The organism is Micropruina sp., from assembly GCF_047607385.1.
Classification (GTDB): domain Bacteria; phylum Actinomycetota; class Actinomycetes; order Propionibacteriales; family Propionibacteriaceae; genus Micropruina.
The window spans coordinates 22275-45240 of the sequence record NZ_JASGDE010000104.1; the positions used below are offsets into that span (position 1 = coordinate 22275).

The window sequence follows — 22966 nt, forward strand, 5'->3', positions numbered from 1 at the left end:
TGGCTGGGTGGGTGAGTTGAGCTATGCCGACGTCCAGGCTGCCGTAGCCAGGATCGCGGGACGAGTCCGCGAGGTCGGCGTCGTTCGGGCGGACGACATCGCCGCCGACGGAGGCTGCGCCGAGTTGTTCTTCGCGCTGGAGTTCCTGCAGCACACCGGCACCTTCAAGGCCAGGGGCGCGCAGAACTTCCTGCTGGCGCATCGCGAGGCCGGAACCCTGCCCGAGGTCGGGGTGACCATCGCCTCGGGTGGCAATGCCGGGCTGGCCTGCGCCTGGGCGGCGAAGGAGCAAGGCGTGCCCGCCACCGTCTTCCTTCCCGCCAACGCGCCGCAGGTCAAGGTGCGGCGGCTGCGCGGCTACGGCGCGGACGTCCGGCTGGTCGGGACGGAGTACGCCGAGGCCTTGGCGGCCTGCAGCGAGTTCGCCGCCGCCACGGGCGCGCTGACGTCCCACGCCTACGACCACCCGCACATCGCCGCGGGCGCCGGCACGTTGATGATCGAGCTGCACGCACGGATCCCCGACCTCGACACCGTGGTGGTCGCCGTCGGTGGCGGCGGACTGTTCGCCGGGGTGGCCGCTGCAGCCCGGCAGGTCGGCGTCCGGACGGTGGCGGTGGAACCGGAGAACTGCCGGGCACTCAACGCCGCGCTGGCGGCCGGCCGGCCGGTCGACGTCCCGCTCGACTCGGTCGCGGCGGATTCGCTCGGCGCCCGCAGGGTCTCCGAGATGGCACTGGCCGCGGCCCAGCATCACCAGGCGTCCTCGGTGCTGGTCTCCGACGCCGCGATCGTGCGCGCCCGCCAGCTGCTCTGGGACGACTACCGTCTCGCCGTCGAACATGCCGCCGGCACCGCCCTGGCCGGGGTGCTCGGACCCACCGGCTACCGGCCCCGGGACGGCGAGAAGATCTGCGTCGTGCTGTGCGGCGCGAACACCAACCCCGCCGACCTGGCCGGATAGCAGTCAGCCACATTCGCCTGGCCTGGGGAGCGGGCCGCTGCTAGCCTTCGAGGGTCCGTGCGAGAAGCAGAAGGGGGTGGTATCCGTGAACGTAACGACATGGGTGCTCCTCTCTGGGGTCACGGTCGGGCGATAGATCGTCCGGGAGCGCCGTTTTCGAGCATTCCCGAAAGGCACGATCATGCATTTCACCTCTGAACGCCACGATGACGGCGTCATTGAACGCGAATTTCTCTCCGGCGATGTTCCGGGGATTCTGTGGACGCCCGCGTCGGCGTCCGAACCGGTTCCGTTGGTCCTGCTCGGACATCCCGGCGGGCTGCGCAGGATGTATCCGCGGCTGCTCGCCCGGGCCCGGCGTTCGGTGGCCAGCGGTTTCGCGGCGGCCACGATCGAACTCCCCGGCGGCGGCGACCGACCCGCGTTGCCCGATCTCGAACAGGCCCGCGCCGAGCTGCGCCGGGCAGTGGCGGCCGGGGAGCGGCCGACCGACGAGGTGATCGACCGACTGGTGCTTCCGCTGGTCGACCGAGCCGTCCCGGAATGGCAAGCGCTGCTGGACGCTCTGCTGGAGCTGCCCGCGATCGGCGGCCCGGTCGGCTATTCGGGCGGAATCATCGCCATCGGGGTGCGGCTGGCTGCGATGGAGCCGCGTATCGCGGCCGCCGGACTGTTCGCCGGCAGTTTCGTGCCCCGGGCCATCATCGAGCAGGCCCGGGAGGTCACGATTCCGCTGCACGTTCTGTTGCAGTGGGACGACGTGGACAACGACCGGCAGCTGGCCCTGGACTTGTTCGACGCCTTCGGCTCAACCGAGAAGACCCTCCACGCCAATATGGGTGGGCACACCGGCGTCCCGCAGTTCGCCGGGGAGGATGCGGCCGTCTTCTTCGAAAGGCACCTGCGCTAGCCGCCACGAGCGCCCTGCTTTGCCGAGCATCGGTTCAACGTGGAAGCGGAGCGGGCGCCGACCCTGGCGAGGCGGTCGGTCATCCCTGAGGTCGGGCGACGATGGCCGGTGTTGTGGTTGTCACGTGGGTCGCAGTCGAGGTGCCGCATAGGTGACGGAAGCTACGATGTTGCGATGCGGATCAATGTCGATGAGCCGGTGACGGTCGGTGAGTACGACCCGGCCTGGCCGGACCGGTTCGCGGTCGAACGACAACGGATCGTCGGCGCATTTGCCAACGCGAAGGTTGAGCATATCGGTAGCACCGCGGTGCCTGGCTTGGATGCGAAGCCCGTTATAGACATCCTTGTCGGCCTCACGTCACACGTCCCCGATCGAGTGACCACAGCCGCATTGTCCGATCTCGGCTATGAACCTCTGGGCGAGGCCGGAGTTCCTGGTCGGCTCTACTTTCGCCATCGCTCACCTTCGCAGTCCTTCAACGTCCATGTCGTGGCCCATGGCGGGCGGCTTTGGTGCGACAATCTCGCGCTCCGCGACTACCTCAGGCGACATCCACTCGAAGCGGCGGAATATGCGCGCGTGAAGCGGCACGCGGCAGAAGAGGCCGCTGTCAGCCTCATTCGTTATTCAGAGCTAAAGGCGCGGACGGTCGAGTCGTTGTTGGGTCGAGCGCGGGCTGAGGTCGCAGCGGAAGGTTGATCGCCGTCCGTGACGGTCGAAGCGAGTTCAGGTGGTCGAGGCAACGGGTGCTGACAAGGGGTTCAAGATCAACCAGCGGTGTCAGGGACTTCCTGCTCAACCGGCGGAGGCAAGTGCTCGAAGCATTCGAAATCGATGCCTGCTAGGGCTGGGCACTCGATCACTTCGATCGAGTTCCCGGTGATGAGCGCCAGGTGCGAGTTGAATATCGCCAGACACTTGCCCATGGTCTGATAGCACTGGCGCCCGCTGTTAGTCGTACACCGAGACGTGCACGTGGTCGTAGTGGTTGGCGGTCGCTCCACCGCGGTCGGCCATCGTGCGCCAGCCCTTGGTGAAGTCGAGGTTGCGCTCCACATTCCAGTTGCGCTGCCGCCAGATCAGATAGTGCACGTGCAGCTTCTTGTGATTCTGCTGCAGGTAGCGGGCGATCTTGTCCCCGAGAGCCTTCCCGGACGCGGTGGAGTACTTCGGAATCATGATGTCCAGTGCCCGGCCGCTGGGGTGGTCGGAGGAGTAGGCGCTGGACATCCGCCAGCCGTAGATGGTCTTGATCGCCGGGAACTCCTTGCGGATCAGCCGGACGATCGCCTTGGCGTAGGGGTTGGTGCGATCCAGGCTGGCGCTGCCCAGGCTGCCCTCCTCCGGTGCGGGTGCCTCGGCGCTCGGCTTGGTCTTCGACAAGTAGCCGGTGGACGCCCAACGCAGCGCGCCGTCGAAGATGACCTGGCTGCGATCGCCCGCGGTGACGCCGGTGATCAGCAGCACCGTCCCCTTGCTCACCGTGTCGACGACCTTGCTGTCGGCGGCGGACGTGGCCCTGATGTTGAGTTCGCCCGCGGTGACGTAGCGCTTGCCGGCCGCGGTCGGCAGCGGGGGAGCCGACGGGCCCTCGCCGATGCTGGCCAGGTAGCCGGAGAGGATCCAGACCTCGGCCTTCTTCCAGACGATCTGGCTGTAGCTGCCGGAGTAGGTGCCGGTCAGGGACACCTCGGTGCCGGCCTTGAGGTCGCCGGCCGAGGGCGCGTCGATCGCCGGCTTCTTCCGCATGGCCAGCAGGGCGGTGGTGCGGGCCTTGTACTTGATCGTCGGCGCCGGCTTCGAGCTGCTGCCCGTCGACGCCAGGTAGGCGGTGTAGAGCCAGCGGTCGACGCCGTCCACGGTGACCTCGCTGAAGTCACCGGAGGTTCGCCCGGTGGTGGTCACCGCCGTCCCCTTGGCGAGGACGCGCACCACGGTGCTGTCCAGGCTCGGAGCGGTGCGCAGGTTGACGTTGACGGTGGTCACCTTCGTGGCTGCCGTGCCGCCGCTGGTCGGGGGAGTCGCCGACGTCGACTTCTTCAGGTAGTCGCCGTAGACGTAGCCGGTGGCTCCCCGATAGCTGACCTTCACCCAGCCGTTGCCGGCGGCGGTCCCGCTGACGGCATCCCCGACGGAGAGGACGCCGAGCACCGGATAGCTGGTGCCGGGCCCGGAGCGCACGTTGACCGCGTTGGTGGCCAGGTACGGCGTGGCCGCGTCCGCAACCCCGGAGAGCGCGAGTCCGCCCAGGCCGAAGCTGAGTGCGATACCGGTGGCCGTGACGATGACCGCTCGCGTCGCAGCGTTCACCCGACTGCCCATGACGTCCCCTCCCTGGCGCGCCGATGGTCGAATCCGGACGGCGGAAGTCGGGGGGGTGGTGCTTCGTCACACCTGTCACTGCTGTCTCAGAACGCGTAGGACTCTAGCCACCAGCGGGCGGTGTCGGCAGCCTCCGCGGTGCTTCGCCGCACTCGTGCAAGGCGACGCGCCGAGCGGCGTCCGGAAACTACATCGGACAGATTCGCCGCCGGCCGGCTCGTCCTACAGTGGGCCCATGCCGGTGTCGATGAGTGAGCGGCGGTTCGAGGAATTGGTGGACGCCGCCCTCGACCTGATCCCCGAACGGCTGGCCGCACTGGTACAGAACTGCGTCGTGGTGATCGAGTCCCGAGCTCCCGAGCCGGACGCCGACCTGCTCGGCTACTACGACGGAATCCCCTTGTCGGAGCGTGGTTCTTGGTATTCAGGCGTGCTGCCCGACCGGATCGTCATCTTCCGTGACGCCATCTTGGAGATCTGCGCGGACGAGGACGAAGTGGTCGAGGAAGTCCGGATCACGGTGTGGCACGAGGTTGCTCACTACTTCGGCATCGACGACGACCAGCTGGATGAACTCGGCTACGCCTGAGGTCCCCGGCGGGGGTGGCTGGCCGAGCTTTCGGCGCTGCGGCAAGACCCTGAAAGCACCTTGAGTATTGGTTGAGATTTACGGGTCGTACGGCCCTCGGCGTCGCTCGGGCCGGCCTGCTGGGACCGGGTTCCGAGCCGCTCAGCTCTCGGTCCGCTGCACCAGCCACGACCGGCTGCGATCGGCCACCCACACCTCGACGGTGCCGAGGGCGTCGTCCGGAACCCAGCCGGCCTGCAGATCGGATCGGGACAGTGGCGTGGCGAGGGTGTGCTCGGTGATCGCGGCGGCCTGATCGGCGGTCACCGTGAGGGGAATGCACTGCTCGGTGCCCCGGACGGTGTTCGCGGCCAGGGTGTCGGTCACCTCGTCGGTGAACCGCGGAGCGGCTACCACCAGCGGATGGCCGGCCCGCTTCGCCTTCTCCAGCAGCGGCAGCAGCGCGCGGACGGTGTCCGCCGGCTCGGCGCAGACCGCGACGACCGGATCGGCGGCGACCGCCCAGCCGCCGGCGGCGTCGGTGATGAATCGGTCGTCGGGGACGCCGACGGCGACGCTCGGGGCCGCGCCCAGGGCCGTGCGGAGGTCGGAGCGCTGCTGCTCGGTGAGGTCCGAACGCGGCAGGGTCGTCGGACGGGTGCGCGCCTGGAGTTCGCTGAGGTACTGCGGCGGCTCGCTGGTCGGCTCGAACCGCGGGATGTCCCGCTTCGGCGGCGCGGCCATCGCGGCGTCCCGCTCGCGGGTCTTGCGGCGATCGTCGAAGGCGCCGTAGACCACCACCGCGATCCCGGCCACCAGGATCAGCCCGATACCCCACCAGTCCATGGCCCCAGTGTGCCCGGCGCGTCCGGGAGCTCCGTCGGCTGTGCTGCGTTCGGCGTGCTGCGCGGCTGGCCGCACCCGTCGCGACCGGTAGAGTGAGCACGCGCTGACGCGCGGGCCTATAGCTCAATTGGCAGAGCAGCGGACTTTTAATCCGCGGGTTCTGGGTTCGATTCCCAGTGGGCCCACCCACTCGCCAACCACTCGAAGTCGAACCCGGTGGCGAGCGCCCATTGCGCGAGTTGCGGCCGACGCGGGGTCGTGCGGCCGGCCTCGTAGTTGCCGATGCTGCCCCGGCTGATTCCCGTCACCTGCTCGAACTGGCGGACGGTGAAACCTGCTCGCTCACGAGAGACACGCAGGCGGTCTGGCATGCCGAACTCGTACGTCCGGCCGTGACTAGCTTCCGTGGTCATGACGCAAGCTTACGCCATGGCCCATCACTCACACAAGCTTGCGCCATGGCTCATCTTCGTGCCAATCTTGCGCCATGGCACAAACTGCACCTGATCGGCTGCTGACGGTAGCCGAGTTCGCGACCGCGATCGGCAAGAGCCGACGCACCCTACAGCGGTGGCTCGACGAAGGGATCATCCAGTCGGACATGAAGCTTCCCGGATCGACTGGCGCCCACCTGTTCCGCGCCGACCGCGTCGATGAGTTCACCACCGAGGCGGAGGTGCAGTCGTGACGGCGGTGATGGATGACGCTGTCCTGGCCGACCTGATCGGCGGCTCGATCCGGCCGGAGTCGTTCTGGGATCAGGTCGACCGGAGCGGCGACTGCTGGCTCTGGACCGGACGCCGCGACGAGAACGGCTACGGGCGCATTGGCCACCGCCGCGTTGGCGCCCACCGCGTTGCCTGGGCCTTGAGCCACGGTGGCGACTTGCCAGACCAGTGGGTCCTTCACCGATGCGACAACCCGCCCTGCGTGCGACCCGATCACCTGTTCCTAGGTGACGCGCTCGACAACAACCGTGACCGCCAGCAGAAGGGTCGCACACGCGGATGGGCTGGTCGTTCCGGAGGCGAGCACCACGCCTACGTCATCACGCCCGAGGTCGAGCAGCAGATGCGGAGCATGCGAGCGGAGCGGGCCACGCAGCAGACCATCGCCGATGCCTTTGGCGTCTCTCGCGGGCATGTCGCCCGCATCGTCAGCGGTGTTTTGCCGCGCCACACGAAGGGTGGAGTCCGGTGAGCCAGGTCATCCAAGCGCGAGTCTCGGAGCTTCTGACAGAAGGTCGCCTTGATCGCGGCAAGCACTCGTCGAGGGAAGACGGGGCTTGTGCGATGGAGTGGGTGAGCTACCTCGCCGGTGAGGGCCATACGGACGCCCCGGCGTGCGCGTCGCCGGTGCTGCGCCGCTACGTCATCGCTCTCAACGACCGCTGGTCCGACGAGCAGCGCCAGGCCCTCGTCCCGTACTTGCCGCGCATGGTCGGCACGGCCTGCGACGGCCAGGACGACGCCCGGCGCGAGATCGCCCGGCAGGCGCTCGTCACGGACCTCCTGCCGGCGTGGATGCGGCTGGCGGGCATGGACACTGAGGCCGAGCTGCTCGCGACCAGCACGCCGGCGAACCTGTCCATCCGGCTGAGCAGCATCCGGTCCGCGGCGTGGCGCAGGCGGGACGAGGCGCTGGAGCCGATCCGGGCCGCGGTCCGGGAGAAGCTGGCCACCCGCCCCGCAGTCGCAGACGCAGCCGCAGTCGCAGCCGCAGTCGCAGACGCAGTCGCAGTCGCAGTCGCAGCCGCAGTCGCAGACGCAGCCGCAGTCGCAGCCGCAGTCGCAGCCGCAGCCGCAGACGCAGCCGCAGTCGCAGCCGCAGCCGCAGACGCAGCCGCAGTCGCAGCCGCAGTCGCAGACGCAGCCGCAGTCGCAGCCGCAGCCGCAGACGGCGGCGATCCGTGGGGTCCGGCCTACACCGCCGCCTACAACGCGGCCCGGCCGATCTTCGAGCGGGCCATCGAGCAGGGCACGGCGCCGAGGCTGGTTGCGATCCGTGACCTGGCCGCGTCGCAGCGGACCGTCGCGCTCGACGTCCTCGACCGGATGATCGATCCGGCGGGAGCGGCGCGGTGACCGGGGTGTCGCCGGAGGTGCGGGAGCACTCGGAGCGTCAGCAGTGGCAGGCGGTCCAGTGGCGTGCCTCAATCCGGTTCTGGACGTTCTTCGTCGTGGTCGCTGGTGTTGTGGGAGCGATCGTGTGGGGCGTCGTGCTCGGCGTGCTGTGGCTGCTCTGGCTCGGCTGGGAGGCGGTCCTGTGACCGCGCTGCTGCAGGTGCTGCTGGTCCTGGTCGTCGTCGCCGGCCCGCTGCTGGTGCTGCGGGACGTCCGGCACGGTGGGTTGACGGCTCACGAGGAGCGTCGCCGGTGAGCGCCCGGTCCGTCCGGTCGACGGGCGGCCCGGTCGACCGTGTCGTGGATGACATCGAGCGGGCGGTGCGGCAGTGGCGGTGGTGCCGGGCGCGGGGCCTGTCGGAGGAGGCGGCGCTGCTCGACCTGGCCACCGCGTGCGAGTGGTTGCTGCAGCAGCCGGCCGCGGCCCGTGCGCAAGCCGGCCATCGGACGGGCCGGACGGCGCTCGGTGTGCTGATCGTGGTCGCGGGCCTGTCGGTGCTCGCTGCCGTCGGTCTCGCGGTCGCGTGGGTCATGCTGCGGGTGGCGCCATGACGGGCCAGCTGACCGGCGGTGGGCTGCAGATCACCGAGCCCGGCCTGTACGCCGGCATTGCTGACGACGTCTACCATGCCGATCCTGTCCCGGCTGGGTCGCTGTCGGTGTCGGGTGCGAAGGTGCTCGCTGAGGTGCCGGCCCGCTACCACTACGACCTGACGCACCCGGCCGCGCCGCGACGCGAGTTCGACCACGGCCATGCTGCGCACCAGCTGGTGCTCGGTGTCGGGCAGCAGATCGTTGAGCTTGCCGCTGACAACTGGCGGTCGCCGAAGGTCCGGGCTGTCGCCGATGAGCAGCGCGCCGCCGGCCGTATCCCGCTGCTCGCACCGGATGCCGCCATGGTGCGCGCGATGCGTGACCAGCTGAGGCAGCACCCGCGTGCTGTTGAGTTGCTGTCCGGTGACGGGCAGGCGGAGATCTCCGCGTTCCGTGAGATCGATCCGGGTGTGTGGCTGCGTGCCCGGTTCGACTGGTTGGCGCCCGGTCGGGTCGTCGACTACAAGACGGCGGTGTCCGCCGACCCGGCCGTGTTCGTGCGGCGTGCGGTCGAGTACGGCTACCACATGCAGGCCGCCTGGTATCTCGACATGGCTGAGGCGCTCGGCTGCGACGTCCGGGACGGGTTCCGGTTCGTCGTGCAGGAGAAGCGCCCGCCCTATCTGGTGTCCGTGGTGCGGCTCGATGACGACACGGTCGACCTGGGCCGGGCGTGGAACGCGTTCGCGATCGCGCTGTGGCGTGACTGCCGGGCATCCGGCGAGTGGCCCGGCTACCCGGCCGGCGATGTCACCGTGACCGCTCCGCCGTGGACGCCGCGGCCACCCGTGACCGACGTCGAGCCGGCACCGATCCCTGATGACTTCCTGGCCGAGCTTGAAGCGCTCGCCAACCCCACCCGAGAGGACACCCGATGAACCAGCCCACCGATCCGGGCACCGCAGTCGAACCGGTCACCGCCGAGTCGCTGCTGCTGCGCTACAAGGCCAGCTTCACCAACAGCCTGCCGACCCATGTGGTCGCGTCCCAGTGGCTCTCCGTGGCCCGTGGCGCGCTGCGCGACCCGAAGATCAGGGCCGCCGCCGACAACGACCCTGGCGCGTTCCTCGCCGCGATGCTGCAAGCGTCCAGGCTCGGCCTGGAACCGGGAACGGAGCAGTTCTACCTGGTGCCGCAGCCGCCGAAAAAGGGCATGCCGCCGGTCATCCGCGGCAACGTCGGCTACCAGGGTCTCGTCGAGCTGATGTACCGGGCCGGTGCGGTCGCTTCGGTGATCGTCGAGGTCGTCTACAGCAACGACCGGTTCAGCTACGTCCCTGGGCGTGATGAGCGTCCGGTGCACGAGATCGACTGGGACGCCGAGGACCGTGGCGATCTGCGGCTCGCGTACGCCTACGCCGTGATGAAGGACGGTGCGACGTCGAAGGTGATCGTGCTGAACCGGTCCGACATCGCCCGGATCAAGGCGGTGAACCCGTTCTCGACGTCGCAGCACTCCCCATGGGTGAAGCATCCGGCGTCGATGTGGCTCAAGTCCGCGGCCCGGCAGCTGGCGAAGTGGGTGCCGACGTCGGCGGAGTATCGCCGGCAGCAGCTGCGCGACGCGCAGGCCGTCGCCGATGAGCGGGCCCGCGAATCCACCACGACCGCGCTGCACATTCCGGACGTCGCACCGTCCGGCGACGGCGGATACGTGGACCCGCTGACCGGCGAGATCATCGACGGCCCAGACGACCATGACGACGACGGCCCGGTGTTCGACGCCGAGATCGTCGAGGACGTGACCGTGACCAGTGGGGAAGCTGGCCCGGTCACGCGCGACGGGGCCGCCCCAGATCTGGGGGTGGATTCTGCGCCGGCGGCCCCGTCACCGCGCATCGTCAACGTCGAACCGGCCCCGGCCGTCCCGGACGCTGTGGATGTCGAGCCGGTCGTGGAGCCGGTCAAGGTGCTGCCGTTGAAGGCGGCACAGACGGCCACGATCCGCACCGAGTGCGCCCGGCTCGGCATCCAAGCCAACCCGGCCGAGAAGGTGTTCTGGCTCGGGCAGCTGATCGGCCGCGAACTGGGCGACGTCAAGGAGTTGACCCGCGCGGAAGCCGACCAGGTCATCGCGGCGCTGCAGCAGTTCGCCGACCGGGCAGCGCTCGAAGAGTGGGGTGCTGGGCAGGACGCCCTCGACGGGGCCGAGTCGTGAGCGGGCATCAGCTGGTTGCGTCCGGGAACGACGCGATGAGCGTCATGATCGACGTCTACCTCGCCGGGTTCTGCGCCGGCGCTGGGACAGCGTTCAACCTGGTCATCACCGAACCGTCGCTGCGGCTCGGCGCATCGTCGCAGGACGCGTTCGAGTACGGCCACCAGATGGCGCTCATGCTGCAAGAGGACCCGTTGCGCGTCGAGAACGTTCGGCAGACGATCACCGCGGTCCTGCGGGCCCACGCCGAGCAGCAGACCGGGTAGCCATGGCTAGGGAGACGCCGGGCGTGTTCCCGGAGTTCGTGCGGCTGTTCCACGGCCGGCTGTGGCACGTCGCGCTGGCGCGGCTGCCGTTCGCCGGCGCCGAGGAGGACATCGTCGCCGCCGCGTTCTGCGGCGAGTCGTGGCCGATGCACGGTGAACGCCGCCCGGAAGTGCTGGTCGCGCAGATCCCTGAGGGCGGCGCGCTGTGCACCCGGTGCGTCGCCGAGGTCAACGCCTACCGCAACTGCGTGCTCGGCGTCGGCACGCGGGACCGCAGGCAGGCCATGCGCGATCTGTGGCCGACGCTGCTCGACTACGACGACGTGGTCGACGCCGAGGTCGTCGAGGACGACGACGGCGTGGCCGGTGATCTCTGATGCCGAAGTGCCGTAGCTGTGAAGCGCCGATCGTGTTCGTCCGCATGGCCGACACGGGTAGGGCGATGCCGTGCAACCCGGGCCCGGACCCGGCCGGCACGGTCGCTGCTCGCCGGGTCGCGACCCGCTACGTCGATGGCTACGTGATCACCGCGGTCCGTCCACTCGAGGACGGGTTCATGCCGCTCCGGACGCACTTCTCGGTGTGCGAGAAGGCCCGCAAGGACCGCACCAACCAGGCCGCCAAGACGGCCAAGAACACCACCACCGATGACGGCGCGCCCGCGCTGTTCTGACCCAAGAAAGAGGAACCCATGTCCGCTGTCGTGAAGCTCGCCGCGCAACTGCCCGGCGAGGACGAAATCAACGGTCTCGACCGTCTACAGGCCGCGCTCGTCGACGCCCTCGACGGTGACGGTGCGATCGTCGCGATCGCTGTCCTGGACGTCGCTGACGTCACCCACAAGGCCGGCGGTGACTCCGTCCCGCGCGTCCGGGTCCGCAAGATCGAGGCGGTCGGCTGGATCGGCGCCCAGATCGGAACCCTGGAACCGTGCCCGGGCAGCGTCCGGGACGTGTTCATGCGGGTGTCGGAGGATCGGCGCGGCATGTCCCCGTTGCCGATGGAGGCCCTGTCCGCCGAGGACGATTTCGAGGTCATGGAGTGACCATCACCGCCACCGAGCTGCCGAGGCCGCGGGTCGTGAAGGACGCGGCCGGGGTCTGGCGTGTCGATACCGGCCGGACGTCGGGCATGCCGTGCGCGTCGTGGCGGCACGCTGTCCGGTTCGCGCTGCTGTGGCAGCACATGCGATGGGGCACCCGCTGATGGCCGGGCGGGTCGCTAGCCAGCGCGCAGCGGCGTACTGCCGCGATCGCGGCCTGCGGATCGGCTCGAACCTGGAGAACTACGCCTCGATGCGACTCCACCAGGCCGGCCATGAGTGGGAGTCGCAACTCCCCGTGTTCGGCTACAGGCTCGACTTCGCGTTCACCTATGGAGAGACGAGCATCGACCTGGAAATCGACGGCCCGTTCCACTGGACGCCCCGAACTCTCGCGGAGGACAAGCTTCGAGACACCGCGCTGAGGGACGCGGGTTGGATGGTCATCAGAGTGCACGACGGGGATACCTTCGACGCCCAGCTGAGCAACGTGTCCTTCCTGCTCCACGCCATCAAGAGGTGCAGCTGATGGCTGGCGTGAAGGTTTACGGCCTGCCGGCGCCGAAGGGGTCGCTGCACTGCGTCGGCCGGCGTGCCTGCACCAAGTGCGGCGCGCCGGTCGCGCACCAGCTGGTCGAGGACGACTCGACAGGGAAGGGCAAGACGTGGCGCGCCGTCCTCGAAACCGCCGGGGTCGCGCTCAAGAAGGCCCACGGCGGCACCATCACAGGCCCTGTGAGCGTCGATGTGACGTTCGTGCTGCCTGCACCCAAGACGATGCCGAAAGGGCGTCTGTGGCCCAGCGTGAAGCCGGACGTCGACAAGCTCGCCCGGATGCTGCTCGACGCGCTCACCTCGTCGCACGTCATCACCGACGACGCCCGCGTAGTCGAGTTGACGGCACGCAAGTGCTACCCGTGCGACGCCTGCCTACCGCGGCCGGGAGCGATCGTCGCGATCACTGTGCTCGACGCACCCACCGGCACACCGGCACTGATCTGAGGGATGCCATGACGAACGAACGGCGGCAGCTGCAGCGCGGGGATGCTCTCGCGCTGCTGGCCGAGCTTCCGGACGGCTACGCGGACGCCGTGATCACCGACCCGCCGTACTCGTCGGGCGGCATGGTGCGTTCCGACCGTGCAGGACTCGACCAGCTAACGCTCCTGGGCGGCGGCGATGGCTAGCGTGCGGCGTCCGCGGATGCTGGATCTGTTCTGTGGTGCGGGTGGTGCATCTATGGGTTACCACCGTGCCGGTTTCGAAGTCGTGGGTGTCGACATCGAGCCGCAGCCGCGCTATCCATTCCAGTTCGTCCAGGCTGACGTCCTGAGCCTGCGTCGGGACGTCTTCGAGGGCTGCTGGCACACACCGGGCCCGGCCTCAGTTTGCCTGGGCCACTTCGACGCTGTGCACGCCTCGCCGCCGTGCCTGGACTGGACCTCACTGGCCGCCATGACGGGCGGTAATGGCACCGGTTGGATGCTCGACGCGACCCGCACCATGATCGCCGAGGTCGGCGTTCCGTACGTCATCGAGAACGTGCCGGGTGCGCCACTCCTGCACGGGCTGAGGTTGTGCGGCACTGAGTTCGGCCTACGCGCGATCGATCACGACGGCGAAACCGTGGCGCTCAGACGGCATCGTTACTTCGAGTCGAACGTGTTCCTGATGGGCGCCGGCGGCTGCCAGCACACGGCCGGCGTCCGGTGGGCTGGCGTGTACGGCGGCAACAACAACGGTCCGAAGCGTGGCCGGAACTGCGGATACGTCCCGCGCATCGACGTCCGCCGGAAGCTGATGGGCATCGACTGGATGATCCGACGCGAGATCAACCTCGCGATCCCGCCGGCCTACACCCAACACCTTGGCGAACAGCTGATGGCGCTCATCGCTCAACCTTCAACCACCCACAGGGAGGACTAGCCGTCATGGCCTGGTTCAAGTCGGACGACCAACTACACAGCCACCCGAAGGCGCGTAAGGCGCAGCTGGAGGCGATGGGCTTGTGGGCGGTTGCTGGCCCGTACAGCAGCGGCTACAAGCTCGACGGGTTCGTTCCCGTCCACTACGTCACCAGCTGGCCGAAGGGGAAGGCGCTCGCCGCTCGGCTGGTGTCGGCCGGCCTGTGGCACGTCAACGAGCCGGGCCTGGCCTGTGACTGCCTACCGGACGGTGCGGACCTGACGGAGCCGGGTTGGCGGTTCCACGACTACCTCGACTACAACCCGACCGCCGAGGAGGTCGAGCGGGAGAGGGAGGCTGCGCGGATTCGTCAGCAACGGTTCCGCGAACGCCGTATGTCACGCGCGAACGGGGAGGAAAGATGACGCACTCAGTAACGCGTTACGCACGTCGAGAACTGGGCCGCTACGTCACTCTTGGGTCACGCGTTATTCACAGTACCCCGTCCCGTCCCGACCCGACCCGACCCAAGGAAAAGCTTGTGGTTACGACGGCATGGCATCGTTGCGGAAGTCAACGCGCGCGCATTGTGGAAATGCCATGCCGGGAGATTTACCGATGACCGCACCCAGCCGCACCCAAGCTGAACGAGCCCTCGCCGCGCTGGCCAACGCCATTCGACCCCAGTGGGACACCCGAGGAATCCTCTCGGCCATCCGCGACCAAGCCGGCCGGCCGCTCGACGAACTCGCCGCTGGCGTGCTGTACGCCGCGATCATGCGCACCGACCAGCACTCACCCGACCTGATCCGCCGCGACGGCGAGCATTGGCAGGCCCTCGATCACCTCACCGGCAAGGTGCGCGGCGCCTACGAACCGCAGCCGACAAGGGGTTGCCCGTACCACCGGCACCAGCCACGCGACTGCCCCGACTGCGCCGACCATGCCCGCTCCGTCGCCGCGTCCCGCGACCGAGTCGCCGGCCACATGGCCACCATCCGGGCCAGCATCCGAGCCGCCCGACCCGACCACACCGACGACCAGGACCAGCCATGCCGCACCGACCCATCGGCCACCCAGCCAGCTACCAACCCGCACCCCGAACCCGCGTCGAGATCGACATCGACGGCGAACTCTGGGCCGGCGACAGCTACCGAATCCAACGCTTCGTCGCCATCGGCGGAATCGAAGTCACCCGGATAACGCTCACCAACCCGCGCGGAATCGTCGACCTGTGAAGACAATCCCGTACGCTGTCAACCGACACACCGACCCGAAAGGCACAACCCGAAATGCGACGAGGTGGCAGGCAATGGCGCAAACTCCGCGCCGCCTGGGCTGACGCCATCGCCAGCCAGCACGCCGCCGGCACACCCGTCACATGCCGCCGATGCGGCCAACCCATCCACCCCGACCAGCGCTGGCAGCTCGGCCACCCCGACACGATGCCCGTCGCCACCCACGGCCACCACGCCCACGACCTGGCGCCCGAGCACGGCCGCTGCAACGAGTCCGCCGGCGGCCAGCTACGCCACGCCCTCGCCGCCCAGCCAGCGCCACGCTCAACCCGATGGACAACCCCCGCCGGCACCCCCACCACCCCCCACCCCACCAGCAACAAAGCCCGCCTGACAACGCCAAAAACCGGCCGTTTTTTCCCCGAACCGGCCCCCTCCGGAGACCCGAGCCCGCTCCGGAATCTCTCTCCGTTGAAGCTTGAACTATCGGGAGGTGGTCGGTTTGGCCGGGTTCTCGTCGGGTCGTGGCCGGGTCGCGAAGGCGACGCGGAATGCGGTCGGGGAAGCGCTGGATTCGGGCGGATCGCGGGCGGTGTTGGCGGAGGTCGCGGTGCGGGTCGCGGCGATGGCCGACCGGGCGTCAGCGGCCGGCGAGGGGCGCGAGTTCCTGGCCGCGGTGGATCGGTTGGAGCGGCTGCTGCAGCGTCTGGACGGTGGTCAGCGTGACGTCGGCGATGGTGCTTCCGGAGGTTCGGGAGTCGGTGGGGACGCCGGTGGATTGGCGGGCGTCCTGGGGTCCGGCCCCGTTGTTCGCGACGTCGCGGACGGCTGAGCGGCCCACGTTCGGGCCGGTGGTCTCCGCAGCTGCGGAGGCGCTCGGCAGGCCGCTGATGCCGCACCAGCGGTACGTGGTCGACGTGCTCGGCGAGGTCCAGTCGGAGGCTGCCGGTGACCCGGAGCCGGGTCGCTGGGCCTACGACGACGGCCTGGTGCTGATGCCGCGCCGGTCGGGCAAGACGGTGGTCGTGCAGCCGATGGTGGCCAGGGTGTGCGGCGGTGCGGTGAAGGCGACGGCGTGGGCGATGGCTCAGTCGCGGGATGCCGCGGTGCGGCGCTGGCGCGACACCACCGATGTGCTGCTGCCGGCGCTCGATCAGCTGGTGCGGCGCAAGGTGTCGATTGCGCACGAGGAGCTTCGGTGGCCGGCGACCGGGAGCGTGTATCTGCCGGTCGCGCCGAACGACGAGGCGATGCACGGCGAAGAGCCGGCGCTGGTCACCATCGACGAGCTGTGGACGCTCACGACTGCCGAGCTGGCGGCACTCGAGGACGGGTTCCGGCCGGCCTGGTCGGTGACGGACGGCCAGAGCGTGAAGATGTCCGCCGCCGGTGTGCTGCGGTCGTCGGCGTTGAAGCGGGAACGGGTGCGTGGCCGGGAAGCTGTCGTGCGAGGGAACCGGCTCGGTCTGGCGATGTTCGAGTGGGCGCTGCCGGACACGATCGCCGGGGTGCCGGTCGACGAGCTCAGCGATCGCCAGCTGCTCGATGCGGTGATGGCGATGCACCCGCGCGGCGGCGGTCGCGGTCTGCGCATGTCGTTCCTGGCGCAGGAACTCGGCAAGGGCCGGACCCGGTTCCTGCGGCACTACGGCGGCCACGACGACCACACCGGCGGCCACGACGCCGTGATCGACATCGGGAAGCTGCAGGCCGCTGCCGCATCCGAGCAGATACCGGTCGACGCGCGGGTGGCGCTGGTTGTCGAGCTCGACCCGGACGGGCTGGAGGCGTCCATCGCTGCTGGTGTCCGGCTGGGGGACGGTGTCGCGCAGATCGAGGCCGTCGAGCGGCGTCCGGGCGTGCGCTGGTCGGGTCCGCGGCTGGTCGAGCTGGCGCAGTCGTCGCCGGTCGGGCTGGTCGCGGTTGTCGCGACAGGGCCGGCGCGTGACGTCGCCGACGAGATCGAGCCGTACCTGACCGAGCTGGGCATCGACCTGCTCAGGCTCGGATCGGCTGATCTCGCCGCGGCGTGCGGCCGGCTCAAGTCGTCGATCGAGCAGCAGCATCCGCCCGAGCAGGTCGGTGTCCGGGTGCAGGACCCGGACGGTTCTATCGAAGCCGCGGTGCTGGCCGCCGGCGTCACCCGGTGGCGTGCCGGGAACGTGTTCGTCCGCACCGGCACCGAGCCGATCAGCATGCTGAACGCTGCAGCGGTCGCGCTGTGGTGCGTCGACAAGGTCCCCGCACCGCCGGCACCCCGGCGGCCGTTCCGGGTGTTCTGAGAGGGGAGGGGAAACGATCGTGTGGGAGGTGGCCCCGGGTCCGGGTGTGAGCCAGCCGTGGAACCATGTGATTTTCCCGTCCGCAGGCTCCAACTGGGACGTCTACGGCGGCATGACCGCGGCCCGGTTGAAGGCGATCCCGGCGGTGGGTCGGGCTCTGGCGTTGATCGGTGGCATGTCGGCGCAGATGCCGCTGGAGGACATGCGCGGCGACACGATCCTGCCGCGGCCGCGGCTGCTCGACGCGCCCGACCCGGACCGTCCCCGGTCCTGGTTCGTCGGGTTGCAGGTCGAGGACTACCTGGTGCACGGCAACGCCGTGTGCCTGGTGACGGCGCGGGACGCCGAAGGGTGGCCGGCAGCGGTGGTGTGGGTGCCGGCGCAGTGGGTGCTGGTCACCCAGCAGCCGGACGGCCGGGTCGACTACTGGGTGAACGGGCAGCATCTGAACACCGCCGACGTCGTGCATGTGCGGCGCGGCGCTGACCCGTTCAACCCGGTCCGTGGGATCGGGGTGCTGGAGCAGTACATGCTTCCGCTGCGGCTGATCAACGAGCAGGACACCTACCAGCGGACCATCCTGCGGGAGGCGGCGGTGCCGTCCGTGGCGGTGATCGCGCCGAACCCGGACCTGGACCAGGACGAGGCCGACAAGGCCGCTGAGCGGTGGGTGGAGAAGTACTCCGGGCCTGTGCGGCGTCCGGCGATCCTGCCGGCCGGGACGGTCGTCACGCCGCTGTCCTGGTCACCCAACGATGCGCAGATGGTGCAGGCCCGCGAGGCCAGCCTCAAGGACGCCGCGAACATGCTGAACATCGACGGCTACTGGGTGGGTGCCGGCGCCGGCAGCTACACCTACAAGTCGCCGGGCCCGATGTACCTCAACCTGCTGCGGCAGACGGTATCCCCGATCCTGGCCGACTTCGAGGGCGCATGGTCGCAGGCCTGGTTGCCGCGCGGACGCCGGGTCACGTTCTTCCGCCGCGAGGTGCTCGCTGACGACATGTCGACCGCGGTCGCCTGGGTGTCGAAGGCGATCACGGCGAAGATCATCACCCAGTCCGAGGGCCGCGTGCTGCTCGGATTCAGCGCCGACGTCCCGGACGAACTCAAGCCGAAACCGGTCCCTGCCGCCCTCGCCGGCGCCGCCCCGGCCACCACCGAAGCAACCGACGACGACGTGCCCGACGACGAGAAGGAGGCAGCGGCGTGACCGTCACATTGAGGGCCCCAGAGGTCCGCACCAACCAGGTAGGGCTACAACTGCGCGACGCCGAGGTGTCGGCGTCCGGCCGGTGGCTCGAAGGCCGCGCCGTCCCGTACGGCGAGTGGGCGAACATCGGCTGGTTCGTCGAGCAGATGGCGCTCGGCGTGTTCGAGCGGTCGATCGCCGAAGCCGCGAAAGGGCTGCCGCTGCTGCTGTGGCACGACAACCGGACCTGGCCCGTCGGTGTGTCCGAGCAGTGGACCGAGACCAGCGCCGGCCTCGACGGAGTATGGCGGCTCGACGGCAGCACCGAAGCGGAACGGGCCGCTGATCTCGCCGAGAAGGGCATGTTGACCGGCATGAGCGTCGGGTTCGTCCCGATCCGCTCCGAGTGGGAGTTCGTCGACTGGGAGGACTGGGACCCGGACCTGGGCCCCGAGCACATGGACCAGGTCACCCGCCTCGAAGGCCGGCTGCTGGAGGTCTCCCTGACACCGACGCCGGCGTTCGCCGGTGCGCAGGTGTCCTTGGTCCGCACCCGGGAAGCCAAGAAGGTCCGTGAGGGTCGCACCGCGCCCGGCGTCGAAGCCTGGCGGAACTACCTCGAAAGCGTGAAGCGATGAGCGGCCGGGACGCCGACCCGACGCTGCGCTGGTTCGCGTTCGATCATCTGCCCGACGACCTGCAGCAGGTCTCCGAACCGCTCGCGCTGCTCGCCCACGACATGGCTGACCGGCTGCCTGACAGCCCCGAACTGAGTGCTGGCCTGCGGAAGCTGCTAGAGGCCAAGGACTGCTTCGTGCGGGCTGCTGTGGACGCCCGGGGGCAGCGATGAGCAGCCTCCGGGAGCGGCTCGCGGTGCTCGGTGACGGGTACCGGACGACGGTCGCTGATCCGGTGCCGGCCGTCCCGGACATCGAGCGGCGCGCCGAGGAGAAGCCGAAGCGGCGCCGGCCGGCGCGCAAGCGGGCTACCATGGCCGCGAAACAACTCGCGCCGGAGACGAAGGAACCCAGCCCGGAGTAGCACCACGGGCCACCAGCTGGGATTCCGGGATGGGCCACCACGCGAGGCAACCCTCATTGCCTCGAAAGGTGGCCCATCGTCATGAATCCCGTCCTCGCCCGTCTGCTGGAGCAGCGTGAGGCCCAGACCACGTTCATCGACCAGCTGCTGTCGCGGGTCGCGGAGGAGAACCGCGACCTGGTCGACGCTGAGCGGTCGAACCTCGAAGCTGCACGGCAGCGGATCACCGAACTCGACGCGCAGATCACGCCGCTGGAGGAGTTCGAGATGGTGCGTGCCGCGCACGCCTCGTCCGCGGCCGCGATCCAGCCGACCGTCGACACCGAGGCCCGCGCAGCCGCCGGCGGCGGTCAGCGGCTCGGTGTGCAGCCGCGCCGGCAGGAGTACCGCTCCGCCGGCCACTTCGTCGTCGACCACCTCCGCGCGATCGGCGACCCGTACCAGAACCGGCAGCCCGACCCGGACGCCGCGCAGCGCGTCGGGGCCGCCCTGAACCGGGCGGTCAACGACGTGCCGCCCGGTGCGCACCAGACCACGGCCGACACGCCCGGTCTGCTGCCCGAGCCGATCGTCGGCCAGATCCTCACCGAGCTGGACGGCACCCGCCCGTTCATCGCGTCCGTCGGCATCAAGGAGCTGGCGTCGATCCCGGGCAAGACGTTCGAACGTCCCCACGTCACCCAGTCGACCTCCGTGCAGGAGCAGCTGAACGAGAAGGGCGAACTCGTCATGGGCGAGTTCAAGGTCGAGGGCATCCCGTTCAACAAGCGGACCTTCGGTGGTGCGCTGAACGTGTCCCGGCAGGACATCGACTGGACCTCACCCAGCGCCTGGAATGCGCTGATCGAGGACCTGCAGTTCGAGTACGGCGAGGAGACCGAGGACATCGTCGCCGCCGCGTTCGGCACCGGCGTCACCCAGTCGGTGACGCTGGCCACCGCCGACGAGGACGACCTGAAGGCGTGGATCAAGGCGCTGTACGAGGCGGCGGTGAAGTCGGCGACCGCGAACGGCACCAAGCGGGCCCGGGCCCGCCGGCTCCCGGACTGCATCTGGGCATCGATCGACATGTGGGGCCAGCTGGGCGCCGTCATCGACGCCGTCCGGGCCACCAACAACAGCCAGATCCCGTCCGGGTCGGCGACCCCGACCGGGTTCGCCGGTTCGCTGCTGGACGTGCCGCGGATCATGGCGCCCGGTCTGCCGACCGGCACCCTGATCGTGGGTCGGCGGACGCTGTTCGAGTTCTACGAGGAGCGCATCGGGCTGTTGTCGGCGATCGAGCCGAAGTACCTGGGTGTGCAGGTCGCGTACGGCGGCTACGCCGCGTGGGGCAACCTCGACGCGACCGCGTTCACCAAGGTCACCGTCGCCTAAACCGCGATGGCGCAGCCGAACGTGACAACCGCGGCCGCGGTGGCCGACGTCCTCAAGACGCCGGCCACCGCGCCACGGTTCGTCGCCGCCTACAAGGCCGCGGAGGCCGCAACCAGGAAGCGGTGCCGCTGGCCCTACGCCGACAGCGACGGCGACCCGATCCCGGCCCCGGACGACCTGGTGCAGGCCGTCATCTTGCGCACCGGCCGCTACATGGCGCGCGCCAACAGCCCGGACGGTCTGGTCGGCATGGGTGACCTGGGCATGATGCGGGTCTCGTCGGTCGACCGCGACATCGAGCGGCTCGAAGCTCCGTGGCGTCCGGTGGTGTTCGGATGAGCGGCCCGCTCGACATCGCAGCCGTCCGGGACGCCCTGGCCGAGCTGTTCACCGACACGCTCCCCGGTGACGTCACCGTCTACGCGCGTGGTGTCGACGGCACGTTCAACAGCCCGGCTGTGGTCATCGGGCAGCCGGGCGTCGAGTTCGAGGTCGGGCCGTGCATGGACCGGTGGACGCTCGGTGTCGCTGTCGCGGTGGAGCGGTCCGGGATCGACGAGACGGCGACCCAGCAGCTACTGGAGGACACCTGGCCGATGGTCGTGTCCGCGCTGAACGCGTGGATCGACGAAGGCGACTGGCCGGCTGGTGTGGCGCGGGTCGCGATGCCACGGGCGGACTTCGGGACGCTCACCGTTGCGGGCCTGGGATACCCGGCCCAAGAAATCACGATCGAGATCTACGGCTAAGGAGGCCGAACCATGGGATTCCGTCCCTACGTGATGCGAGACATCGACCTGATCTTGGGGGATGCGGCCACCGGGCCGAACTTCAAGTGCCAGGTCCGGAGCGTGAAGCTCACCCCAGAAACGAACGTGCAGCGCACGAAGACGGCGTGCCCGACCGGGCAGTACGCCGCCGTCGACGATCCCGAGTGGACGTTGGAGATCGGCTACCTGGTCGGTGAGGACAACGGGACGCTGCCGACGATCGAGCCGCTGGCCGAGTTCCTGCTGGAGAACTCCGGCGAGGAGTTGCCGTTCACGTTCCGGCCGATCGCCGGCGGCGACTCGTGGTCCGGCACGGTGCAGCTGGTGCCCGGCCCGGTCGGTGGTGAGGTCGGCAACTTCTCCGAGGAGACGGTGCAGCTGCCCGTCACCGGTCAGCCCGTCAAGACCCCGGCAGGCCCCTGATGGCGAACAAGTGGGTGGCGTCCGGGCTCGCGAACCGGTTCCGGGTCGAGTTCCTCGACGGCACCTCCGAGGAGATTCAGACGATCCCCGGCGACTCGATGGCGTGGGAGCGGCTGCACAAGCTCCAGTTCCAGGACAACATCGGCGCGACGTCGATGCTGTGGACGGCGTGGCGCGGGCTGCGGCGTGAGCAGCGCTGCACCGACACGAACTTCGAGCACTGGGCCGACACCGTCGCCGACTTCCACATCGACACCGACGAGGACGCCGAAGACGCCGAGGAGGGCCCTACCCGGCCGGCTCTGTAGGCCGGCTGATCGTGTCGCTGGCGGTCGCGACCGGGATCGCGCCCAGCGTGTGGGCAGCCGAAGACCCGGCCGCGATCCGCACAGCGATGGAACTCATCAACGAACAACGCAAGCAGCAGCAGCGAGGGAGGTGACGCGCCATGCCGGTCCTGATCGGTGTCGAGGTCGAAGGCCTGCGGGAGTTGCTGCGCGTCGCTTCCCGGCTACCGAAGACGGCGCAGAACGAGCTACGCCAGTCGGCGATGCTGATCGCCACCGACGAGGCCGCGTCGATCCGTGCCGCCGCGGCCGGTTCGTCGCCGCAGTCGGCGGCTGTGGTGGGGTCGATCCGGGCCCGGCGTGACCGGGTCCCGGCGGTCGCTGCCGGCGGCGCCGGACGGTCGGGTGTGTCCGGCGGGGCGACCACAGGTCAGCTGTTCTTCGGTGCCGAGTTCGGCGGCCAGGGCCGGCCCACCACGAAGCAGTTCCGGCCCCACCGCGGTACCTCCGGCTACTGGTTCTTCCCAACCCTGCGCCGCGACCAGGAACGGATGATGAAGCGCTGGGAGACCGCTTTGCGGGCTGTCGAGCGCGAATGGTCGGGTGGCGTCTGATGGCCGGCGAACGGACCCTCGTCGCCCGCTGGAAAGGCGTG

At 69.4% G+C, this 22966-nt stretch carries 37 protein-coding genes and 1 tRNA gene; 34 read left to right on the forward strand and 4 right to left on the reverse strand.

Annotation, left to right across the window (positions count from 1 at the left end; genetic code table 11):
• Nucleotides 1-7: 7 nt before the first annotated feature.
• The 3 genes from QM582_RS09455 to QM582_RS09465 all read left to right on the forward strand — a co-directional run bounded on the left by QM582_RS09455 (nucleotide 8) and on the right by QM582_RS09465 (nucleotide 2576).
• Nucleotides 8-964 (forward strand): threonine/serine dehydratase, encoded by a 957-nt coding sequence (locus tag QM582_RS09455; RefSeq protein WP_415083830.1) that lies wholly within the window; start codon nucleotides 8-10, stop codon nucleotides 962-964.
• A gap of 181 nt (nucleotides 965-1145) precedes the next feature.
• Nucleotides 1146-1874, forward strand: a complete 729-nt coding sequence (locus QM582_RS09460; protein ID WP_415083832.1) for an alpha/beta hydrolase — start codon at nucleotides 1146-1148, stop codon at nucleotides 1872-1874.
• 174 nt (nucleotides 1875-2048) lie between these two features.
• The gene (locus QM582_RS09465; RefSeq protein WP_415083834.1) at nucleotides 2049-2576 is read left to right on the forward strand and encodes a GrpB family protein; all 528 of its coding nucleotides are present in this window, start codon (nucleotides 2049-2051) and stop codon (nucleotides 2574-2576) included.
• A gap of 252 nt (nucleotides 2577-2828) precedes the next feature.
• On the opposite strand, the gene QM582_RS09470 is transcribed toward QM582_RS09465, so the two are convergent.
• Nucleotides 2829-4199: an SH3 domain-containing protein gene (locus QM582_RS09470; protein ID WP_415083835.1), complete on the reverse strand. Its 1371-nt coding sequence runs from the start codon at nucleotides 4197-4199 to the stop codon at nucleotides 2829-2831.
• Nucleotides 4200-4434: 235 nt separating this feature from the next.
• Here QM582_RS09470 and QM582_RS09475 point away from each other — a divergent pair, with 235 nt between their 5' ends.
• Nucleotides 4435-4788 carry a metallopeptidase family protein gene (locus QM582_RS09475; RefSeq protein WP_415083837.1) on the forward strand — a complete coding sequence of 118 codons (354 nt, stop codon included), beginning with the start codon at nucleotides 4435-4437 and terminating at the stop codon, nucleotides 4786-4788.
• A gap of 141 nt (nucleotides 4789-4929) precedes the next feature.
• Here QM582_RS09475 and QM582_RS09480 read toward each other — a convergent pair whose 3' ends face one another.
• Nucleotides 4930-5613, reverse strand: coding sequence for a hypothetical protein (locus tag QM582_RS09480; RefSeq protein ID WP_415083839.1), 684 nt, complete (start codon nucleotides 5611-5613; stop codon nucleotides 4930-4932).
• Between the two features lie 112 nt (nucleotides 5614-5725).
• Between QM582_RS09480 and QM582_RS09485 the strand changes: the two genes are divergently transcribed.
• Nucleotides 5726-5798, forward strand: a tRNA-Lys gene (locus QM582_RS09485).
• Here the strand turns inward: QM582_RS09485 and QM582_RS09490 are convergent.
• The gene (locus tag QM582_RS09490; protein ID WP_415083910.1) at nucleotides 5760-6026 is read right to left on the reverse strand and encodes a helix-turn-helix domain-containing protein; all 267 of its coding nucleotides are present in this window, start codon (nucleotides 6024-6026) and stop codon (nucleotides 5760-5762) included. The two genes, QM582_RS09485 and QM582_RS09490, sit on opposite strands and share 39 nt — an antisense overlap.
• A gap of 74 nt (nucleotides 6027-6100) precedes the next feature.
• Between QM582_RS09490 and QM582_RS09495 the strand changes: the two genes are divergently transcribed.
• The 18 genes from QM582_RS09495 to QM582_RS09580 all read left to right on the forward strand — a co-directional run bounded on the left by QM582_RS09495 (nucleotide 6101) and on the right by QM582_RS09580 (nucleotide 14904).
• The gene (locus QM582_RS09495) at nucleotides 6101-6301 is read left to right on the forward strand and encodes a hypothetical protein (protein WP_415083841.1); all 201 of its coding nucleotides are present in this window, start codon (nucleotides 6101-6103) and stop codon (nucleotides 6299-6301) included.
• Nucleotides 6298-6813 (forward strand): HNH endonuclease signature motif containing protein, encoded by a 516-nt coding sequence (locus QM582_RS09500; protein WP_415083843.1) that lies wholly within the window; start codon nucleotides 6298-6300, stop codon nucleotides 6811-6813. The genes QM582_RS09495 and QM582_RS09500 overlap by 4 nt, the downstream gene beginning before the upstream one ends.
• A complete protein-coding gene (locus QM582_RS09505) occupies nucleotides 6810-7697 on the forward strand; it encodes a hypothetical protein (protein WP_415083845.1) in 888 nt (295 codons plus the stop codon). The genes QM582_RS09500 and QM582_RS09505 overlap by 4 nt, the downstream gene beginning before the upstream one ends.
• Nucleotides 7694-7882, forward strand: coding sequence for a hypothetical protein (locus tag QM582_RS09510; protein ID WP_415083847.1), 189 nt, complete (start codon nucleotides 7694-7696; stop codon nucleotides 7880-7882). Before QM582_RS09505 ends, QM582_RS09510 begins: the two co-directional genes overlap by 4 nt.
• 106 nt (nucleotides 7883-7988) lie before the next feature.
• On the forward strand, nucleotides 7989-8288 hold the full coding sequence (locus QM582_RS09515; protein ID WP_415083850.1) for a hypothetical protein: 300 nt from the start codon (nucleotides 7989-7991) through the stop codon (nucleotides 8286-8288).
• A complete protein-coding gene (locus QM582_RS09520) occupies nucleotides 8285-9208 on the forward strand; it encodes a PD-(D/E)XK nuclease-like domain-containing protein (protein ID WP_415083852.1) in 924 nt (307 codons plus the stop codon). The genes QM582_RS09515 and QM582_RS09520 overlap by 4 nt, the downstream gene beginning before the upstream one ends.
• Entirely contained in the window at nucleotides 9205-10488 is a 1284-nt protein-coding gene (locus QM582_RS09525) for a recombinase RecT (RefSeq protein ID WP_415083854.1), read from the forward strand. Before QM582_RS09520 ends, QM582_RS09525 begins: the two co-directional genes overlap by 4 nt.
• Before the next feature lie 44 nt (nucleotides 10489-10532).
• Nucleotides 10533-10754: a hypothetical protein gene (locus QM582_RS09530; RefSeq protein WP_415083856.1), complete on the forward strand. Its 222-nt coding sequence runs from the start codon at nucleotides 10533-10535 to the stop codon at nucleotides 10752-10754.
• Between the two features lie 2 nt (nucleotides 10755-10756).
• Nucleotides 10757-11131 (forward strand): hypothetical protein, encoded by a 375-nt coding sequence (locus tag QM582_RS09535; protein WP_415083858.1) that lies wholly within the window; start codon nucleotides 10757-10759, stop codon nucleotides 11129-11131.
• Between the two features lie 65 nt (nucleotides 11132-11196).
• Entirely contained in the window at nucleotides 11197-11427 is a 231-nt protein-coding gene (locus QM582_RS09540; protein WP_415083859.1) for a hypothetical protein, read from the forward strand.
• A gap of 18 nt (nucleotides 11428-11445) precedes the next feature.
• Entirely contained in the window at nucleotides 11446-11799 is a 354-nt protein-coding gene (locus tag QM582_RS09545; protein WP_415083861.1) for a hypothetical protein, read from the forward strand.
• Complete coding sequence (locus tag QM582_RS09550) at nucleotides 11796-11960, forward strand: hypothetical protein (RefSeq protein WP_415083863.1); 165 nt, start codon at nucleotides 11796-11798, stop codon at nucleotides 11958-11960. The genes QM582_RS09545 and QM582_RS09550 overlap by 4 nt, the downstream gene beginning before the upstream one ends.
• A complete protein-coding gene (locus tag QM582_RS09555) occupies nucleotides 11945-12325 on the forward strand; it encodes a DUF559 domain-containing protein (RefSeq protein WP_415083864.1) in 381 nt (126 codons plus the stop codon). The genes QM582_RS09550 and QM582_RS09555 overlap by 16 nt, the downstream gene beginning before the upstream one ends.
• Nucleotides 12325-12798: a RusA family crossover junction endodeoxyribonuclease gene (locus tag QM582_RS09560; protein ID WP_415083866.1), complete on the forward strand. Its 474-nt coding sequence runs from the start codon at nucleotides 12325-12327 to the stop codon at nucleotides 12796-12798. The genes QM582_RS09555 and QM582_RS09560 overlap by 1 nt, the downstream gene beginning before the upstream one ends.
• Nucleotides 12799-12806: 8 nt before the next feature.
• Entirely contained in the window at nucleotides 12807-12983 is a 177-nt protein-coding gene (locus QM582_RS09565; protein ID WP_415083868.1) for a hypothetical protein, read from the forward strand.
• Nucleotides 12984-12999: 16 nt separating this feature from the next.
• Nucleotides 13000-13722, forward strand: coding sequence for a hypothetical protein (locus tag QM582_RS09570; RefSeq protein ID WP_415083869.1), 723 nt, complete (start codon nucleotides 13000-13002; stop codon nucleotides 13720-13722).
• A gap of 5 nt (nucleotides 13723-13727) precedes the next feature.
• Nucleotides 13728-14126, forward strand: coding sequence for a hypothetical protein (locus QM582_RS09575; protein ID WP_415083871.1), 399 nt, complete (start codon nucleotides 13728-13730; stop codon nucleotides 14124-14126).
• Nucleotides 14127-14319: 193 nt separating this feature from the next.
• Nucleotides 14320-14904, forward strand: a complete 585-nt coding sequence (locus QM582_RS09580) for a hypothetical protein (RefSeq protein ID WP_415083873.1) — start codon at nucleotides 14320-14322, stop codon at nucleotides 14902-14904.
• 675 nt (nucleotides 14905-15579) lie between these two features.
• Here QM582_RS09580 and QM582_RS09585 read toward each other — a convergent pair.
• Nucleotides 15580-15780, reverse strand: a complete 201-nt coding sequence (locus QM582_RS09585; RefSeq protein ID WP_415083874.1) for a hypothetical protein — start codon at nucleotides 15778-15780, stop codon at nucleotides 15580-15582.
• Nucleotides 15781-15790: 10 nt separating this feature from the next.
• On the opposite strand from QM582_RS09585, the gene QM582_RS09590 reads away from it, so the two are divergent.
• The 11 genes from QM582_RS09590 (at nucleotide 15791) to QM582_RS09640 (ending at nucleotide 22925) form a co-directional block, all read left to right on the forward strand.
• Nucleotides 15791-17221, forward strand: coding sequence for a hypothetical protein (locus QM582_RS09590; protein WP_415083876.1), 1431 nt, complete (start codon nucleotides 15791-15793; stop codon nucleotides 17219-17221).
• A gap of 46 nt (nucleotides 17222-17267) precedes the next feature.
• Nucleotides 17268-18434: a phage portal protein gene (locus tag QM582_RS09595; protein WP_415083877.1), complete on the forward strand. Its 1167-nt coding sequence runs from the start codon at nucleotides 17268-17270 to the stop codon at nucleotides 18432-18434.
• Nucleotides 18431-19051 carry an HK97 family phage prohead protease gene (locus QM582_RS09600; RefSeq protein ID WP_415083879.1) on the forward strand — a complete coding sequence of 207 codons (621 nt, stop codon included), beginning with the start codon at nucleotides 18431-18433 and terminating at the stop codon, nucleotides 19049-19051. Before QM582_RS09595 ends, QM582_RS09600 begins: the two co-directional genes overlap by 4 nt.
• Complete coding sequence (locus QM582_RS09605) at nucleotides 19048-19263, forward strand: hypothetical protein (protein WP_415083880.1); 216 nt, start codon at nucleotides 19048-19050, stop codon at nucleotides 19261-19263. Before QM582_RS09600 ends, QM582_RS09605 begins: the two co-directional genes overlap by 4 nt.
• Nucleotides 19260-19454, forward strand: a complete 195-nt coding sequence (locus tag QM582_RS09610; protein ID WP_415083881.1) for a hypothetical protein — start codon at nucleotides 19260-19262, stop codon at nucleotides 19452-19454. The genes QM582_RS09605 and QM582_RS09610 overlap by 4 nt, the downstream gene beginning before the upstream one ends.
• 81 nt (nucleotides 19455-19535) lie before the next feature.
• Nucleotides 19536-20831 carry a hypothetical protein gene (locus tag QM582_RS09615; protein WP_415083882.1) on the forward strand — a complete coding sequence of 432 codons (1296 nt, stop codon included), beginning with the start codon at nucleotides 19536-19538 and terminating at the stop codon, nucleotides 20829-20831.
• 6 nt (nucleotides 20832-20837) lie between these two features.
• On the forward strand, nucleotides 20838-21170 hold the full coding sequence (locus QM582_RS09620; protein WP_415083884.1) for a hypothetical protein: 333 nt from the start codon (nucleotides 20838-20840) through the stop codon (nucleotides 21168-21170).
• Nucleotides 21167-21580, forward strand: coding sequence for a hypothetical protein (locus QM582_RS09625; RefSeq protein WP_415083886.1), 414 nt, complete (start codon nucleotides 21167-21169; stop codon nucleotides 21578-21580). Before QM582_RS09620 ends, QM582_RS09625 begins: the two co-directional genes overlap by 4 nt.
• A gap of 12 nt (nucleotides 21581-21592) precedes the next feature.
• Nucleotides 21593-22024 carry a hypothetical protein gene (locus QM582_RS09630; protein ID WP_415083888.1) on the forward strand — a complete coding sequence of 144 codons (432 nt, stop codon included), beginning with the start codon at nucleotides 21593-21595 and terminating at the stop codon, nucleotides 22022-22024.
• Nucleotides 22024-22332 (forward strand): hypothetical protein, encoded by a 309-nt coding sequence (locus QM582_RS09635; RefSeq protein ID WP_415083890.1) that lies wholly within the window; start codon nucleotides 22024-22026, stop codon nucleotides 22330-22332. Before QM582_RS09630 ends, QM582_RS09635 begins: the two co-directional genes overlap by 1 nt.
• A gap of 140 nt (nucleotides 22333-22472) precedes the next feature.
• Nucleotides 22473-22925 (forward strand): hypothetical protein, encoded by a 453-nt coding sequence (locus tag QM582_RS09640; protein WP_415083892.1) that lies wholly within the window; start codon nucleotides 22473-22475, stop codon nucleotides 22923-22925.
• Nucleotides 22926-22966: the final 41 nt, after the last annotated feature.